Source organism: Curtobacterium sp. USHLN213, assembly GCF_037144815.1.
Lineage (GTDB): Bacteria > Actinomycetota > Actinomycetes > Actinomycetales > Microbacteriaceae > Curtobacterium.
Window position 1 is genome coordinate 144,832 of record NZ_JBBCYQ010000010.1, and the last position, 17,708, is coordinate 162,539.

General features: G+C 72.5%; 11 protein-coding genes. 10 read left to right on the forward strand and 1 reads right to left on the reverse strand.

The features are described from left to right. Positions 1-70: 70 nt before the first annotated feature. From WFH25_RS14625 to WFH25_RS14660, 8 genes are all read left to right on the forward strand, one after another. Positions 71-2,233 (forward strand): ArnT family glycosyltransferase, encoded by a 2,163-nt coding sequence (locus tag WFH25_RS14625; protein ID WP_336698316.1) that lies wholly within the window; start codon positions 71-73, stop codon positions 2,231-2,233. Positions 2,234-2,268: 35 nt separating this feature from the next. Beyond that, positions 2,269-2,991: a response regulator transcription factor gene (locus tag WFH25_RS14630; RefSeq protein WP_336698318.1), complete on the forward strand. Its 723-nt coding sequence runs from the start codon at positions 2,269-2,271 to the stop codon at positions 2,989-2,991. Between the two features lie 62 nt (positions 2,992-3,053). Next, positions 3,054-4,526 (forward strand): sensor histidine kinase, encoded by a 1,473-nt coding sequence (locus WFH25_RS14635; RefSeq protein WP_336698319.1) that lies wholly within the window; start codon positions 3,054-3,056, stop codon positions 4,524-4,526. 45 nt (positions 4,527-4,571) lie between these two features. Beyond that, the gene (locus tag WFH25_RS14640; protein WP_336698320.1) at positions 4,572-6,020 is read left to right on the forward strand and encodes an ArnT family glycosyltransferase; all 1,449 of its coding nucleotides are present in this window, start codon (positions 4,572-4,574) and stop codon (positions 6,018-6,020) included. A gap of 126 nt (positions 6,021-6,146) precedes the next feature. Then, on the forward strand, positions 6,147-6,416 hold the full coding sequence (locus tag WFH25_RS14645) for a hypothetical protein (protein ID WP_071302863.1): 270 nt from the start codon (positions 6,147-6,149) through the stop codon (positions 6,414-6,416). Between the two features lie 203 nt (positions 6,417-6,619). Continuing rightward, on the forward strand, positions 6,620-7,903 hold the full coding sequence (locus WFH25_RS14650; protein ID WP_442892425.1) for a glycosyltransferase: 1,284 nt from the start codon (positions 6,620-6,622) through the stop codon (positions 7,901-7,903). A gap of 386 nt (positions 7,904-8,289) precedes the next feature. After that, positions 8,290-13,860, forward strand: coding sequence for a glutamate synthase-related protein (locus WFH25_RS14655; RefSeq protein WP_336698322.1), 5,571 nt, complete (start codon positions 8,290-8,292; stop codon positions 13,858-13,860). Beyond that, on the forward strand, positions 13,857-15,641 hold the full coding sequence (locus WFH25_RS14660) for a sulfite reductase subunit alpha (RefSeq protein WP_336698323.1): 1,785 nt from the start codon (positions 13,857-13,859) through the stop codon (positions 15,639-15,641). The genes WFH25_RS14655 and WFH25_RS14660 overlap by 4 nt, the downstream gene beginning before the upstream one ends. A 255-nt stretch (positions 15,642-15,896) precedes the next feature. Here the strand turns inward: WFH25_RS14660 and WFH25_RS14665 are convergent, their stop codons facing one another. Further along, a complete protein-coding gene (locus WFH25_RS14665; RefSeq protein ID WP_070418059.1) occupies positions 15,897-16,283 on the reverse strand; it encodes a DUF7882 family protein in 387 nt (128 codons plus the stop codon). 59 nt (positions 16,284-16,342) lie between these two features. On the opposite strand from WFH25_RS14665, the gene WFH25_RS14670 reads away from it, so the two are divergent. Continuing rightward, the gene (locus tag WFH25_RS14670) at positions 16,343-16,717 is read left to right on the forward strand and encodes an ArsR/SmtB family transcription factor (protein ID WP_070418058.1); all 375 of its coding nucleotides are present in this window, start codon (positions 16,343-16,345) and stop codon (positions 16,715-16,717) included. Next, positions 16,717-17,703, forward strand: coding sequence for an SRPBCC family protein (locus WFH25_RS14675; protein ID WP_336698324.1), 987 nt, complete (start codon positions 16,717-16,719; stop codon positions 17,701-17,703). The genes WFH25_RS14670 and WFH25_RS14675 overlap by 1 nt, the downstream gene beginning before the upstream one ends. Positions 17,704-17,708: the final 5 nt, after the last annotated feature.

Sequence of the window (17,708 nt, forward strand, 5' to 3'; positions counted from 1 at the left end):
ATAGCCGACGCAGGGTGACAGTCGGGGAACGCCCGGAATCCTCACTGCCATGACCACGTACCCGATACCCGTGACCGATCGACGCGAGACCGCGCGCACCGACGCGCGGGATCGGCGCCGCAAGCCCGTCGCCCGCCTGTTCCTCGGCGAGCGCGAGGACGCCCGCTGGCTCCGGCCCGCGTTCTGGGCGCTCCTCGCCGTGACCGCCGTGGTGTACCTCTGGGACCTCAGCGTCTCCGGGTACGCGAACAGCTTCTACGCCGCCGCCGTGCAGGCCGGCACGAAGTCGTGGGAGGCGTTCTTCTTCGGCTCCCTCGACTCGTCGAACTTCATCACGGTGGACAAGCCCCCGGCCTCGCTGTGGGTGATGGTGCTGTCCGCCCGGCTGTTCGGCTTCTCGAGCTTCAGCCTCCTGCTCCCCCAGGCCCTCATGGCCGTCGGGTCCGTCGCGCTCGTGTGGGGCACGGTCCGCCGCACGCTCGCCCGGCTCGGGGCCACCACGGCGAACGTCGGCGCGCTGCTCGCGGGCTTCGTCGTCGCGGCGACCCCGGCCGCCGCGCTGATGTTCCGGTTCGACAACCCGGACGCGCTGCTCGTCCTCCTCATGACCGCCGGCGCGTACTGCACCGTGCGGGCGCTCCCGAGGGGCAGCTGGAAGTGGATCGCCCTCGCCGGGGTCGCCCTCGGGTTCGCCTTCCTGACGAAGATGCTGCAGGGGCTGCTCGTCCTGCCGGCGTTCGGCCTCGTGTACCTGTTCGCCGCTCGCACCACCTGGGGCAGGCGCGTCGTCGGCCTGCTCGTCGCCGCCGGGTCCCTCGTCGTCGCCGCAGGCTGGTGGGTGGTCGCCGTGTGGCTGTGGCCCGCCGAGTCCCGCCCCTACATCGGCGGCTCGACGAACAACACCGTGCTCGACCTCGTGTTCGGCTACAACGGCCTCGGTCGGATCTTCGGCGGCTCGGGCAACGGCGGCGGAGGCGGCGGCATGACCGGCGGCACCGCGGGCGGTTCGTTCGGCGGGTCGACGGGTCTGAACCGGCTGTTCTCGTCCGAGATGGGCCTCGAGATCTCGTGGCTCCTGCCCGCCGCACTCATCGCGCTGGTCGTCGGCCTGGTCGTCGTCGGCCGCCGTCACCTGGCCGACCCGGCCCGCGCCGGACTCGTGCTCTGGGGCGGCTGGCTGCTCGTCACCGGACTCGTCTTCTCGTACATGTCCGGCACGATCCACCCGTACTACACGGTCGCGCTGGCCCCGGCGATCGCCGGACTCGTGGGCACCGGCGGCGCGCTGCTCTGGCACGCCCGCGAGCGCTTCACCGGCCGCATCGGCCTCGCCGCCATGATCGGCGTCACGGCCTTCTGGGGCTGGTGCCTGCTCAACGAGAACCCGACGTGGCTGCCCTGGCTCCGCTGGGTGATGCTGGCCGGCGGCCTGCTGTCGGCAGCGCTCGTCGTGATGGGCAGTGTGCCGTCGCTCCGCAGGCTCGTCACGATCGGCGTCCTCGCCGGCACCCTGTTCGGGCTCAGCGGCACCACGGCCTACGCCCTCGCCACGACGACCGTCGCGCACTCCGGCTCGATCCCGAGCGTCGGTCCGGCGGGCGGCAGCTCCGGCGGCATGGGCGGCGGTGGCACGGGTGGCATGCCAGGAGGCGCGGGTGGACCCGGCGGATCGACCTCCGACTCCGAGACTGGCGGCTCCAGCACCGACGGCGGCTCCCAGCAGGGTCCCGGCGGGACCCCGCCGGAGGGCATGACCGGCGAGGCGCCGGAGGGTGCCGACGGGACGGCGCCCGGTGGCGCCTCCGGGACCGCCGGGGGCTCGACCGGGACGACCGACGGCACCGCCGAGGGATCGACCGACGGCGCCCCGAGCGGCATGGGCGGTGGCGGGTCGACGACCTCGTCGGCGTTGCAGAAGCTCCTCGAGGCGTCCGACGCGAAGTGGGCGGCCGCGGTGAACGGCTCACAGTCGGCAGCACAGCTCGAACTCGACACCGACACCGCCGTCATGGCGATCGGCGGCTGGTCGAGCGACCCGGCACCGACGCTCGCCGAGTTCCAGGCGTACGTCGCCGACGGGGACATCGGGTACTACGTGTCCTCCGGCTCGGGTGGCGGCGGGATGGGCGGCGGATCGTCCACGGCGTCGGCCATCCAGGAGTGGGTCGCGGCGAACTACGAGTCCACGACCGTCGGCGGCCAGACCGTCTACGACCTGAGCAGCACGAAGTGATCGACGACGAGGGCGCGGTGGATAGGCTCGCGGGCGTGACCGGGCAACCGCTGCAGCGCACCGACGGCTCGCCCGTCCGCGCCCTCGTCGTCGACGACGAGCACGCCCTCGCGGACGCGGTCGCCCTCGCGTTCACGGGCGACGGCTGGGAGGTGCGGTCCGTGCACCGCGGGCGCGATGTGCTGTTCGCCGCCCGGGACTTCCGACCCGACGTGGTCGTCCTCGACGTGATGCTGCCGGACATCGACGGGTTCGAGGTGCTCGAGCGCCTCCGGGACGCCCGGGACGACGTGCGGGTGCTGTTCCTCACGGCGCGGGACGCCCCCGAGGACCGGCTCGCCGGACTCACGGGCGGCGGCGACGACTACCTGACCAAGCCCTTCGGCATCGACGAGCTGCTCGTCCGGGCGCGGATCCTGGCCCGGACGTCGCCCCGGGTCGCGGCCGTCGGGAGTCCGGCCGGGACGAGCGTCGGCGACCTCCGGCTCGACGAGGACGCCAGGACGGTCACGCGCGCCGGTGAACCGATCGACCTCACCCCGACCGAGTACGAGCTGCTGCGGCACCTCGCGCGGAACGCCAACCGCGTGCTCTCCCGGGAGCAACTCCTGGCGAACGTCTGGGGGATGGACTTCGGCACGTCGTCGAACCTCGTGGACATGTACGTGTCGTACCTGCGCAAGAAGCTCGACGCCGGACGGGAGCCGATGCTGCAGACCGTCCGCGGAGCTGGGTACGTGCTCCGGCCGACGACGTGAGCCGACCGCGGACGCCGAGCCGCGCCTCCCGGGCCCGGAACGGAACCGACCGTCGGCGGCGCGTGCCGTCGCTGCGGTGGCGGATCGTGGCAGCCGTGGCGCTCCTGCTCGTCGCGACCAACGTCGTCGTCGGAGCGGTGACGGTCGTCGCGTTCCGCGGGTACCTGGTCGACCGGCTCGACGCGGAACTCGCGACCGCGGCCGAGCGGACCGTCGGCGGGCCGGACGGCGAACGGCCACCGCCCCCGTCGACCGGTACCGACTCCGGCTCGGACCCGGACAACGCGTTCATCGGCGCTCCCGGACAGTCCGCCGGCACCGTCGTCGCGATCCGGCGCGACGGCGCGACCGTCCTCGGCGGGTACACGGACAGCAGCGGTCGGCAGCACGGGCTGTCGTCGGCGCAGGAGGCGACCCTGTCGCGCATCGCCAGCGACGGCGACCCCGTGACGGTCGACCTGGGGAAGCTCGGCACCTACCGGGCCCAGGCCGTCGGCGACGACGGCGACGTCTTCGTGACCGCGCTGCCGCTCGGCGACCTCGACGCCGCCATCGCCCGCCTCCTGCTCGTCATCGGTGTCGTGACGGTCGTCGGGCTGCTCGTCGCGGCCTGGGCGCTGACCCTGCTCGTCCGGCGATCGCTCCGCCCGCTCGAACGGGTGGCGGCCGTGGCGTCCGACGTCACCGAGCTCGACCTGGAGCGCGGCGACACGGACATCCCGGTGCGGGTCTCGGCCGGGGACCTCGCGGCGAACCGCGAGGTCGAGCAGGTCGGCACCGCGCTCAACCGCCTCCTCGGACACGTCGCCCGGGCGCTCACGGTCCGACGCGAGGCCGAGACGGGCATGCGGACGTTCGTCGCCGACGCGTCGCACGAGCTGCGGACCCCGATCGCGACCGTGCGGGCGTACGCCGAGCTCTCGGCGTCGTCGGACGACCCCGACGCGGTGCGCCGCAACGTCGACCGGATCGGGCGCGAGGCGGTGCGGATGGGCGACCTCGTGGAGGAGCTGCTCCTGCTCGCACGGCTCGACGCCGTCGCCCTGGCGTCCGGCCCGGCACCGGCGCGCGAGCCGGTCGACCTGACGTCGATCGTCGTCGAGGCGACGATGGACGCGCGCGCGACCGCACCCGGGCACCGGTGGACGCTGCAGGTGCTGGACGACCACCCGCTCGTGGTGTCCGGAGACACGACGCAGCTGCGGCGGGTCGTGACGAATCTGGTGGCGAACGCGCGGACGCACACGCCGGAGGGCACGTCCGTGGTGGTCTCCCTGCAGCGGACCGGCGACGTCGTGCGTCTCGTGGTCACGAACGACGGACCGGTCATCCCCGCCGAGGTGCTCCCGACGCTGTTCGACCGGTTCACCCGTGGCGAGGCGTCCCGGTCCCGCGAGCACGGCACGAGCGGCCTCGGGCTGGCGATCGTCCGGGCCGTCGTGACCGCGCACGACGGGCTCGTCCGGGTCGCCTCGGAGCCGGGGCGGACGGCGTTCACGGTCGATCTGCCGGGTCGGACACCGGACGCCGGCTGACCGGGCTGGTTCGCTCGGGAGCGGCCGAGCAACTAGGTTCGGACGGTGCCCTCACGACTGTCCGCACTCACCGGTGACCTCCGCATCCGGGCAGGAGTGGCGGCCGTGGTCCTGCTCTGGGCCCTCTACCAGTGCTTCTGGAACATCGGCGGGCCCAACATCACCGGCGACGAGGACATCTACCTCCGCGCGGGTTGGCAGTACGTGCACGGCGACTTCTCGTTCAACCGCGAGCACCCCCCGACCGCGAAGTACCTGTTCGGTCTCGCGCAGCTCGTCGCCGGGCAGGGGCCGATCGGTCCGCGGGTGCTCGTCGCCCTGCTCACCTTCGGCGTCGGCGGCGCGCTGTACTGGTGGTTGCGGCGCGAGATCGGCTACTGGGGCGCCCTGCTCGCCGCCGCCCTCTGGTGGCTGACGCCGCGCGGTGGTGCCGGTCCGCGCGTCGACCGTCTGGCACTGCTCGACCCGGTGATGACCGCGTTCGCCGTGCTCGCAGTGGCCACGGCGTGGGTGTGGATGCGCGGCGACCGGTGGTGGCTCGCGCCCGTGTCCGGTGCGCTGATGGCCCTGTCGGTGACGTCGAAGGTCTCCACCGTGGTGCTGCTGCCGGTGTTCCTGCTGCTGCCCGTGCTGTTCCGGGCCTGGCGTCGACTGCTCGTCGGCGGCGCGATGTGGGCGGCCGCGTTCGGGCTGGTGTTCGTCGTGTCGTACGTGCCGATGGGGATCCGGTCCGCGATCCGGTACATGATCGAGTTCCAGGAGGGGCAGAACACCACCGGCCACCCGATCACCATCGGCGGCACCGTCTACCGGTTCGCCCCGTGGTGGGCGAACCTGCACTTCATGGAGGCCGGCACGGGGGTGCTGCTGCTCGTCGTCCTCGCGGTCGGGGTCGTCGCGGCGCTGGCGATCCGGGCCGACCGGCTCGTCGCGTACGTCGGCATCGCCCTGGCGCTGCTCGTGGGCTTCTACGTGGTCGTCGCGAAGATCGCGCTGCCCACGTACTACTCGGCGTGGATGCCGTTCCTGCTCGTCCTGGCCGCGATCGGGCTGGCGCGACTGCCGCGTGTGCCGGTGCGGGGGGCGGCCCCGGTCGCGACGGCGCTGTCGCTCGTGCTGGTCGTCTCGCTCGTCGTGCCGTCCGTCCGGCTCAGCCAGGACATCGCGCGCCAGCACCCGACGGGCATCGCGCTGCTCGGGGACTACCTCGAGGAACAGCACGTGCCGGACGGCAAGATCCTGTTCGTGTCGGCGACCCCGGGGCTCTTCGTGCCGTACGTCGCCGAGCGCGGCACCACCCGGGCCGACCAGGGGCCGTACGTCGCGATCGTGGTCGGGAACGACCGACGCTTCCCGCCGTCCGGGGCCGTGACGCAGCTGTTCGACTCCGAGCGGTCGCGGTTCTCGGTCGCCGAGGTCGGCGGACTCCAGGTGTGGCTGCCGAAGGACGGGCGGGTCGTCCTGCAGTCGGGAGCGCTCACCGTCGAGGGCTGACCCGCAGCTCGGCCGCCGGTGGGTGCGCGGCCGGCAGCTCGGCTGCCGATGGGTGCGCGGCCGGCGCGGAAGCCGTCGGTGCTGTCGGTGCCGTGGCACACTGGACGGGAACGGACGGGGGCCCGCATGCCGAACGACTTCGCACGACTGCCGGAGCGGCCGCGCGCCGACGACCTCGTGGTCGAGGTGCCCGCGTTCGAGGACGACCGGCCCCAGCCCGAGCCCGCGCCGCCGGCCGCGGCCCCGGAGCTCGTCGCGGCGACCGAGTTCGCCCGGACGTCGCACGCGCCGGCCACGATCCGGCGGACACAGGTGCGCGCCGGGGTCTGGATCGCGGGCGTCCCCATCGCGGTGCTCGTGGTCATCGCGGTCGTGCAGGTGCTGTTCGCGCGCTGACCCGCTGCGCGCTGTCCGCTCCGCGCTGCCCTGCCGCGGTGCGCGCTGTCCGCTCCGTGCTGCCCGGCCACGGGTGCGCGCTCTGACGACGACTGCTCGTGGTCCACCGTGCGCAGTCGTCGTCGGACTGCGCGGTGGCCGCCCGCGCGTTCTTAGACGCGACACAGCGGGCTGCTGCGGTCCCCGTATGCCCGGTCCCGAGCATGTGCGGTATGACGGAGACGAACCACACCCTCGACATCGACATCGTCGTCCCCTGCTACAACGAGCAGGACACGCTCGCCGCCCACGTCCGCCGCTTGCACACCTTCTGCCGGACGTCGCTCCGGAACACCTGGCGCATCACGATCGCGGACAACGCCTCGACCGACGACACCGCACGCATCGCCGACGACCTCGCCGCGATGCTGCCGGACGTGCACGCGGTGCACCTGCCCGAGAAGGGCCGGGGCCGTGCGCTCAAGGCCGTCTGGGCAGCGTCGCCGGCCACCGTGCTGGTCTACGTCGACGAGGACCTCTCCACCGACCTCGCCGCGCTCGAACCCCTGGTCGCCCCGCTGCTGTCCGGGCACTCGGACGTGGCGATCGGCACCCGGTTGGCGGGCTCGTCACGTGTGGTGCGCGGCGGGAAGCGCGAGTTCATCTCCCGCTCGTACAACCTGCTGCTCCGCACCACGATGGGGGTGTCCTTCTCGGACGCGCAGTGCGGCTTCAAGGCGATCACCCGGCAGGCCGCGGAACACGTCCTGCCCCTCTGCGAGGACGACGCGTGGTTCTTCGACACCGAGCTGCTCGTGCTGGCCGAGCACGCCGGACTGCGGATCCACGAGGTCCCGGTCGACTGGGTGGACGACGTGAACTCGTCGGTGCACATCGCCTCGACCGCGACCGAGGACCTCAAGGGGATGTGGCGGGTCTCCCGCGGGCTCGCGACCGGACGGGTGGCGATCGGTGCGGTGTACGACGCCATCGGCCGCCGTCCGTTCACGCCGCCGCACGTCGGGATCGTCGGGCAGGTGCTGCGCTTCGGGGCGATCGGCGTGCTGTCGACGATCGCGTTCGCCGTGCTCTACGCCCTGTTCCGCCCGGCGATCGGTGCCCAGACCGCAGACTTCCTGGCGCTCCTGGTCACCGCGATCGGCAACACGGCACTCAACCGACGCTTCACGTTCGGGGTGCGGGGACGTGCCGGCGCAGGGCGGCACCACGTGCAGGGGCTGGTGGTGTTCGGGATCGCGTGGGCGATCACGTCCGGGTCGCTGGTGATCCTGCACTCGGCGGCACCGGGATCGTCGCACGGTGCGGAGATCGTGGTGCTCACGGCCGCGAACCTCGTGGCGACGCTGGTCCGCTTCGTCCTGTTCAAGGCGTGGGTGTTCCGGTCGCGGCGTCGTCCGGAGCTCATCCGCCCGGGCACGACCCCGGCGGCGGACGCGAGCACGGCGGCGACCGAGCCGATCGCGGTCGACGAGCGCCACGCCGCCTGACGCCGCCGGCCGGCGGCACGGCGGCGCGGCCGCCCGGCCGGCCCGCGGCCGCCGCGCGGCCGGCGGCCGGGCCGCGCGCTCGCACAACGGAAGTCACTCCGCACCACGGGGATCCGCGGCGCGGAGTGACTTTCGTTGTGCGCAAGCGAACCGCGCCGCACGCCGCGCCGCACCCCGGCCGCACCCGCGCCGCACACCCCCGCCGCGCCCGCGCCGCGCACCCCGGCCCCGCGGTGTTGCGCGGGCGGTATACCGCGCCGTAGCATCGCCTCACCGCACCACAACCCCACAGGGCCCGACTGCCACCATCGGTCTGCCCGCGGCGAGCGCTCCACTGATGCAGCCTGGCCGTCCGCTGCCGGCAACGCCCCACTGGACCTGCACACGTGAACCCCTCCTCCTTCGGTCTCTACGACCCTGCCCGCGAATCGAGCGACTGCGGCGTCGGTTTCATCACCCGACTCGACGGGACGCCGAGCCACGACGTCATCCGCAAGGGCGACGAAGCGCTGTGCGCCATCCCCCACCGCGGCGGCAAGTCCGCCGAGGGTGTCGGTGACGGCGCGGGCGTGAGCATCGACCTGTCGGTGGAGTTCTTCAGCGCGATCACCGGCGAGGAGCTCCGCGCGGGCCACTTCGGCGTCGCGAACTGCTTCGTGCCGAGCGGCGCAGGCCCGACTGCGGACGCCGAGCGCGCCCGCGCGCAGCAGACCGTCACGGACGCCATCGAGCAGCAGGGCTTCGAGCTCCTGCTCGTCCGCGACGTCCCGGTGGACCACTCCGTCGCCCGTCCCGAGGCCGAGCAGTACCAGCTGCCGATCGTGCAGTGGGTCTTCCGTGCCCCCGAGGCGTGGACCCGCGCCGAGGTCGACGCCGCCGCCAACCGCGCCCTCCTCGCGATCGAGGCGGTGTCGTACGGCCAGGCCGCCGCCGACCGCGCCGAGCACGCCGCCCTGTACCCGCTGTCGCTCGGCGCCCGGACCCAGATCCTCAAGGGGCGGCTGAACTCCGGCGAGGTCATCGGGTACTTCACCGACCTGCGCGACCCACGCCACTCGGTCCGGACGCTCTACTTCCACACCCGGTTCTCGACGAACACCGAGCCGCACCCGACGATGGCGCAGCCGTTCCGCCTGATGGCGCACAACGGCGAGCTGAACACCGACCGGAAGAACCGGCTGTCCGACGAGGCCCTCGCCCGTGCACGCACCCGCAGCATCGTCCGCCCGCCCGGCCAGTCCGACTCGAGCCGCCTCGACCAGACCCTGCAGAGCCGGGTGTTCGACGACGGCCTCGAGATCGTCGAGGCCGTGGTCTCGCTCATGCCCCCGGCGTGGGAGAACGACCGCACCCTGACCCCGGCGGTGCGGGACATGCTCGAGTTCTTCTCGCTCTACGAGGAGAAGAACGACGGCCCGGCCGCCGTGATCTTCAGCGACGGCGACGTGGTCGGCGCCCGGCTCGACCGACTGGGCCTGCGCCCGCTGCGCTCGGTGCAGACCGCCGAGTACCTGATGGTGTCGTCCGAGGCCGGTCAGGTCGAGTTCGAGCCGGAGGACGTCGTGCACCGCGGCCGCATCGAGGCGGGCGGCATGCTCGTCGTCGACCACCGCACCGGCACGCTCATGCGCACGCGCGAGGTGCTCGAGATGCTCGCCGCGCGGAAGCCGTACGGCACGCTCCTCGACGCCGCCCGCGTCAACCTGGACGACGTCCCGGCGCCGGAGTACCAGCGCACCACGACCACGCTCGGCTACGAGGGCGACCTGTCGCTCGCGGGCCGCTACGTGGCGTACTCGCTGAACCAGGAGAGCTTCCGGTTCATGCTCGACCCGATGCTGCAGAACGGCTCGGAGCGGATCTCGGCGATGGGCTACGGCAACGCCATCAACGCCCTGAGCGACACCGAGGGCGGCATGGCGAAGTACTTCTCGCAGCGCTTCGCCCAGGTGACGAACCCGCCGCTCGACTCGATCCGCGAGGCCGACGGCATGTCGATGCGCGTCGCCCTCGGCGCGAAGCCCGACGGGACGGGTTCGGCGACGCGGCAGCTCGTCGTGGAGTCCCCGATCCTCGGGCACCTCGACATGGTGCGGCTGCGCGAGCAGGACATCGTGCCGCTCGAGCGCTTCGACATGCTCTACGTGCCGGTGCTCGGCGACGAGCAGGCGAACGCCGACGCGGTCCGCACCGCGACCGAGCACCTCGCCGACGCCGTCGCCGCCTTCGCCGAGCGCACCGGCGGCATCGCCGTGCTCACCGACCGCAACGTGTCGTCGACGCACGCGCCCCTCCCCGTCATCCTCGCCGTGGCCGCCGTCAACCAACGGCTCATCGAGACCGGCCTGCGGCTGCGGATCTCCGTCGTCGCCGAGTCCGGTCAGCTGCCATCGTCACACCACGTGGCGACGGCGCTCGGCTTCGGCGCCGCAGCGGTGTACAGCCTCTCCGCACGTCTCCGTGCGGAGGAGAAGTACCCCGCAGCGCCCGCCCCGGCCGGCGAACTGACCGCGACCGACCTCGCCCTCAAGCGCTTCCGGAAGGCGGCCGAGAAGGCCCTCGCGAAGACGATGGGCCGCGTCGGGCTCTGCACGGCCGAGAGCTACATCGGCGGCGAGTTCTTCGAGCCGAACTACCTCGACACCCGCGACGACCTGCTCGCCCGGGTCTTCCCGCACATGCAGGCCCCGGTCGGCGGCGTCGGGTTCGCCCGCATCGCCCAGGCGGCGACGGACTGGCACGAGCGCGCCCGCACGGTCGAGTCCGAGGGCCAGGTGCCCATGCTCGGCCTCTTCAAGGAGCGCTCGGACGGTGCCGGGCACTCGTTCGGCGTCGCGAGCGTGCGCGGCTTCGGCGGCATGACCGAGGAGCGTCCGGCCTTCGAGCGCTCCGGCGACTCCGAGGCGCTGCGGCTCCTCACGCTCGGCCAGCTCGACGACGCGTTCGGCATCACCGACACCGCCTACCGCAACACGGGCTACGACCGGCTGAGCGACGCCGAGATCGACGCGCACCGGATCACCCCGGGCTACGTCACGTTCCTGCAGACGACGCACGACGAGCGGTCGCGCCGTCCCGCGGCCCTCCGCGACGTCCTCGCGCTGCCCGCGGACGTCACCGGCATCGACACGGCAGAGGACTTCGCCCGCGAGCTCGGCCGCTTCTCGACCACCGGCAACGCGAGCGTCACGGTGCGCGGGCTCTCCGGCTCGCGTCCGGCCGACGACGGGGACCTTCCAGGAGGCACGGCTCGCTTCCGCCTCGAACTCACGTCGACGGGGACCACGGGTGCACTGCGCCACGCGGCCCTCGCGGACGGCCTCGCGCTGCTGCACCCCGGCCAGGTCGACGTCGACTCCGTCGACGACACCCAGGTGACGCTCCGCGCCACCGGCTCCGCCGTCGAGCTGCTCGCACTGCTCGACCACGCCCCGGCGAGCGTCGCGCTCGACGAGGTCCAGCCGGCGCACGAGATCACCCGGACCCTGGCGTCCGGCGCGATGAGCCACGGCGCGCTCGTCGCCACCGCGCACGAGGCGGTGGCGCACGGCACGAACATGGTCGGCGGCATGTCGAACAGCGGTGAGGGCGGCGAGCACCACTCCCGCTACGGCACGATCCGCGGCTCGCGCATCAAGCAGTTCGCCTCGGGACGGTTCGGCATCTGGGCGGGCTACCTCGCCGACCCGATGCTCGAGGAGCTCGAGATCAAGATCGGCCAGGGCGCGAAGCCGGGCGAGGGCGGCCAGCTGCCCGCGCCGAAGGTCACGGTGGACATCGCCGCGGCCCGTGGTGGCACCCCCGGCGTCGAGCTCATCTCGCCGCCGCCGCACCACGACACGTACTCGATCGAGGACCTCGCGCAGCTCATCCACGACTGCAAGGCCGCCCGTGTCCGGGTGATCGTGAAGCTCGTGTCCTCCGAGGGCATCGGCACCATCGCGGTCGGCGTCGCCAAGGCCGGCGCGGACGTCATCAACGTCGCGGGCAACACCGGTGGCACGGGCGCTGCGGCCGTCACGAGCCTGAAGTACGCCGGCCGCTCGGCGGAGATCGGCGTCGCCGAGGTCCACCAGGCGCTCGTCGCGAACGGCCTCCGCCAGAAGGTCACGCTCCGCTGCTCGGGCGCGCACCAAACCGGTTCCGACGTGGTCACGAGCGCGCTGCTCGGCGGCGACAGCTTCGAGTTCGGCACGACCGCGCTCATGATGCTCGGCTGCGTGATGGCGAAGAACTGCAACGTGAAGTGCCCGGCTGGTCTCACCACGAACGCCGAGGCGTTCGAGGGCGACCCCCGCGCGCTCGCGCAGTACCTGCTCAACATCGCCCACGACGTGCGGCAGATCCTCGCCCGCCTCGGCCTGCGCTCCCTGCGCGAGGCCCGCGGTCGCACCGACCTGCTGCAGCTCCTCGACCACCCGGCGAGCGTCGGGCGCCTCGACGTCCGGGCGCTCCTCGCGCAGGTCCCCGAGAAGCTCGTCGAGGACCCGGAGTACCTCGAGAAGGACTTCCACACCGACGACGCGCTGCTCGAGCGGGTCCGCACGGCCCTGGTCGACCACGAGCAGGCGCACGTGCTCGTGCACGGCGTGCTGCTCGGCAACAGCGACAAGTCCGTCGGCGGCCAGCTCGGCATCGACGTGGAGCGCCTGCTCAACCACGAGCTGCGCGGCTCCGACCTGTCCGGGCTCCCGGCGATCACCACGGACGACCGCGGACGCCGCCGACTCGTCGACGGCGCGGTCACGATCCGCACGCTCGGGTCGGCCGGGCAGTCGTACGGCGTGTTCAACAACGACGGCATCGTGCTCGAGCACACCGGCACCGCGAACGACGGCGTCGGCAAGAGCCAGAGCGGCGGCCGGATCATCGTCCGCGCCCCCGGTGGTGGCAGTGCCGGACAGGGCGGCAACGTCCTCGTCGGCAACTTCGCGCTGTTCGGGGCGACCGGCGGCCGCACCTTCGTCGAGGGCGAGGCCGGCGACCGGTTCGCCGTGCGCAACTCCGGCGCGACGGCCGTGGTCGAGGGCGTCGGGGACTTCGGCTGCGAGTACATGACGGGCGGTGCCGTGTTCAACCTCGGCACCTTCGGCAAGGGCCTCGGCAACGGCATGTCCGGCGGGTTCCTGTACCAGTACGACCCCTCCGGCGAGGTCACCGAGCGCGCGAGCACCGACTCGCTCCTCGTGTTCCCGGTCACCGACACCGAGCGCGGGGCCTTCCACGAGGCAGCGGCGCGCCTGCTGCTCGAGTGGCACCTCGAGGCGACGGGCTCGGCGCTGGCCGAGCGTCTGCTCGCCGAGTGGGAGACCACCCGCCAGCACGTCTTCGTCGGCATGCCCCGGGCGCTCCTGCTCACCCAGGACGCCGGCGAGATCCTGGCCGCGGCGAGCCGGAACGAACTGCTCGACGAGCTGGCGACCTCGATCGCGACGGACAAGCTCCGCGCGTTCAAGGTCGACTACCGCGACCAGCGCGCCGTCCTCGGCGGCCGTGCCCCGTCGCTCGGCGACCAGGGCGACGACATGTTCTCGCTCCTGTCCTCGTACACGGTGCTCGGCGTCGCCCAGGACCTCGCGCTCGAGCGGGTCCCCGGCGCGGCCGGCCCGAACGACCCCCGGGTGACCGAGGCGGTCAAGAACCTCATCCTCACCGAGGACTTCTTCGTGAAGCAGCGCGTCGTGAAGTACCTGCGCGGCACGCTGGACCGCTTCGCGGACGACGAGCTCGCGACCCTCATCGCGATCAAGCGCCTCGACGACTACAAGCGCGCGCTCACGCAGCGGAACAACCGCAGCATGGACGCGCCGGGCACCACCGGGTGGATCATGCACCAGAACGCCAAGAACGACGGCCGCGTCCGCGAGGCCCGCTTCGACGAGCTGCTCGCGAACGCAGCGCTCGAGGACATCGCCCGCCGTGCACCGCAGGCGCCGACCGAGGCGGTGTCCGCGTGAGCCTGCTCCCCCCGACCGGATCGCTGATCCCGGTCGACGCACCGTTCTCGCAGGCCCAGGAGTCCTGGCTCGCCGGGTTCATCGCCGGCATCGCCGCCGCGGGCAAGCGGGCCTCCGGCGGCACCCCGACGACGACGATCGACGTGCTGTTCGGCACGCAGACCGGCAACGCGGAGTTCCTCGCCGACGAGCTGGTCTCCGGCGCGAAGGCCCGCGGGCTCGGCGGTCGTGCCACCGCGCTCGACGCCGTCACGCCGGAGCAACTCGCCGGGATGTCGCACGTGCTCGTGGTCACCTCGACGTACGGCGAGGGCGAGATGCCCGACAACGCCGGACTGTTCTGGGACGCGATCCAGGCGACCACCGTGCCGCGGCTCGAGGGACTGCAGTACGCCGTCCTCGGGCTCGGCGACACGAGCTACGACGAGTTCTGCCAGGCCGGCAAGCTCCTCGACACCCGGTTCGAGCAGCTCGGCGCCACCCGCATCCACGACCGCGTCGACTGCGACGTTGACTACGAGGACCCGGCCGCGCTCTGGACGGCTGCGGTGCTCGACCGTCTGGCGGCGGAGGCGGGCGTGCAGCCCGGCGCGGCCACGGCGGTGGCGGCGACCGGTGCGACGACCGCGGCCGGCGGGGCGGGCGCGAGCCGTGCCTCCAGGCCCGGTGCCCAGTGGAACAAGCGCAACCCGTACCCGTCGACGCTGGTCGAGAACCGGCTGCTCTCCTCGCCGCGCAGCGCGAAGGAGATCCGGCACTACGAGTTCGACCTCGGCGACTCCGGGATCGAGTACTCGGCGGGCGACGCGCTCGCGGTCGTGCCGGTCAACGACGAGGTGTTCGTCGGCGAGCTGCTCGAGCAGGTCGGCGCGAACGGCTCCGAGACGCTCGACGGCCGCCCGGTCACCGAGGTACTGCGGACCGACCGTGAGATCCGGACGCCCTCGAAGGACCTCATCGCGGACCTCGTCCAGCGCGCACCGTCGTCGGAGCTCGCCGCCGTCGTCTCGCACGGTGACAAGCACGAGCTCGACCGCTGGCTGTGGGGTCGCGACGTACTCGACCTGCTCCGCGACGCCGGACCCGCGGCACCCGGACTCGACGAACTCCTGCCGAACCTCCGACCGCTGCAGGCGCGCCAGTACTCGATCTCGTCGAGCCCGCTCGCGCACCCGGACCGCATCCACCTGACGATCGCGTCCGTCCGGTACGGGGACCCGCACCGCATGTACGCCGGCGTCGCGTCGACGTTCCTCGCCGACCGGGTCGCCCCCGACGGCACCGTGGACGTCTACCTGCAGCCGAACGCGTCGTTCGGGGTCCCCGCCGACCCGTCCGCGCCGATGATCATGGTCGGCCCGGGGACCGGCATCGCACCGTTCCGCGGGTTCCTGCACGAGCGTGCGGTCTCCGGGGCGACGGGCCGGAACTGGCTGTTCTTCGGCGACCAGCACCGCGACACCGACTTCGTCTACGAGGACGAACTCACCGAGCTGCAGGAGCAGGGCGTGCTGGACCGCCTCGACCTGGCGTTCTCGCGCGACCAGGCCGAGAAGGTCTACGTGCAGACCCGGATGCTCGAACGTGCCCCGGAGCTCTACTCGTGGCTCGAGGACGGCGGACACCTGTACGTGTGCGGTGACGCCTCACGGATGGCGAAGGACGTCGAGCAGGCGCTCCTGGCCGTCATCGCGAGCCAGCGGGGCAAGGGCGAGGACGACGCGCAGGCGTACCTCGCCGACATGCGGCGCGGCAAGCGCTACGTCCGCGACGTGTACTGAGCGGCGCGCGCGGCCGGTGCCACGCCCGTCGCCCCGGTGCGGAACCCGAATCCACGACCGGGGCGACGGCGAGGGGGCGCTGTGGGCCGGGAGGCCCCTGATCCGGGACTCCTCGCGCGTCGCGTGGTTCCCCCCTCCGACCGCGGAGCCACCGTCACCGGCTCCCTGGGCCGGAGTCGATCACTCGCGCGGTACGCCCACCGTACTCAGACTGCACGGACGTGCGCGACCCGTTGACCGTTCACGGACAGTGTGCTACCCGGCGTCGTCGGTGCCGGAGTCGTCGTCCGCGTCGCCGGGCACCACCGCACGGGACCACGCCGAGTCGTCCGCCGTGCTCGTGTCCGACGGCTCCGGGGTGAGCACGAGACCGGAGCCCGAGGTGGCTGCGGCGTAGAGGTCCTCGAGCCAGCTGCGGTTGATCCGGGGCACCCGGCTGCCGGAGAACTTGAAGTGCAGGCTCACGTTCGGGTGCATCCAGATGGTGCTGCGCCCGTTGCCGTGGACGGCGTCGTCCTTCCACGAGAACGCGAATCGGTGCTCCCGCCGGAGCATGTTCACGATGACGATCTGCAGGTGTGTGAGCGCTCGGTCGTCGATCCGGAGGTCGAGCGGCTCTCCGTCGTAGATGAGCTGACCCATGCGTCCTTGTACACCGCGGGGGTTGTGCGGCGGGCAGGACCGTCGTAACGTACAACCAAATGGTTGCACGAACCGAACTGAGCGATGCCGAGGTCGACCGGGTCTTCCACGCCCTGGCCGATGCGACCAGACGCGACATCGTCCGTCGCACCCTGGTCGGCGAGGCGTCCGTGAGCGCGCTCGCGGACGCCTACGCGATGTCGTTCGCCGCCGTCCAGAAGCACGTCGCCGTCCTCGAAGGAGCAGGACTCGTGACCAAGGAACCCCGGGGCCGCACCCGCATCGTGCGCGCCGAGCCGGGACAGATCGATCGCGTCCGTGGGCTGCTCGACGGCTACGCGGACCTCTGGCGCGGCCGGATCGACCGGCTCGACGCACTGCTGGGAGCAGACCGCGCGCCGCGCGGCGACGACCGAACGCAAGGGAGCCACTGATGCCGACCACGTCCGTCCACACCGACCCCGAGGAGCTCACCATGACCCTCGTGGCCGAGTTCCCCGTCCCCGTCGAACGCCTCTGGGCAGCGTTCGCGGATCCCCGGCAGCTCGAACGCTTCTGGGGCCCGCCCGGGTTCCCCGCGACGTTCACGTCGTTCGACCTCCGTCCCGGCGGCGTCGCCCACTACCGGATGACCTCGCCCGAGAACGAACGGTTCCACGCACTCTGGCAGGTTTCCGAGGTCGACGAGCCCCGCCGGATCGCCTTCCGCGACCTGTTCTCCGACGCCGAGGGCACGGTCGACGACTCGCTGCCCGCGAGCGAGACCGTGCTGTCGTTCGACACCGTCGACAGCGGGTCACGGGTGACGGTGCTGACGTCGTTCGCGTCCTCCGCCGACCTCGACGCCATGCTCGAGATGGGCATGCTCGACGGCTACGAGCAGGCGTTCGGGCAGCTCGACACGGTGCTGGCCGACCTCCGCGAGTACGCCCTCGGCCGGGGCACGGTCACCGAGATCGTGGACGACACCCACGTGGTCATCACCCGCGCGTTCGCGGCGCCGCGGCGCCTGCTCTGGCGTGCGCACACGGAGCCGGAGCTGATGCGCCGATGGCTGCTCGGCCCGGACGGGTGGGAGATGACGGTGTGCGAGAACGACCTGGTCGTCGGCGGCTCGTTCCGGCAGGCCTGGGCGCCCGTCGGGGACACCGAGGGCGAGGCGTTCGGGTTCGAGGGCGAGAACCTCGTCATCGAGCCGGAACGCCGCATGGTCACGACCGAACGGATGACCGGTGCGCCGTTCCCGGCCAACGTCAACGACCTGCAGTTCGACGAGGCCGAGGGCGTCACGCTCATGACGCTCCGCATCACCTACCCCGACCGGGAGCAGCGGGACATGATCCTCGCGACCGGCATGACGGACGGCATGGAGACGAGCTACCAGCGTCTGGAACGCGAGGTCCTGTCCGCAGCGGCGTGAGTCGT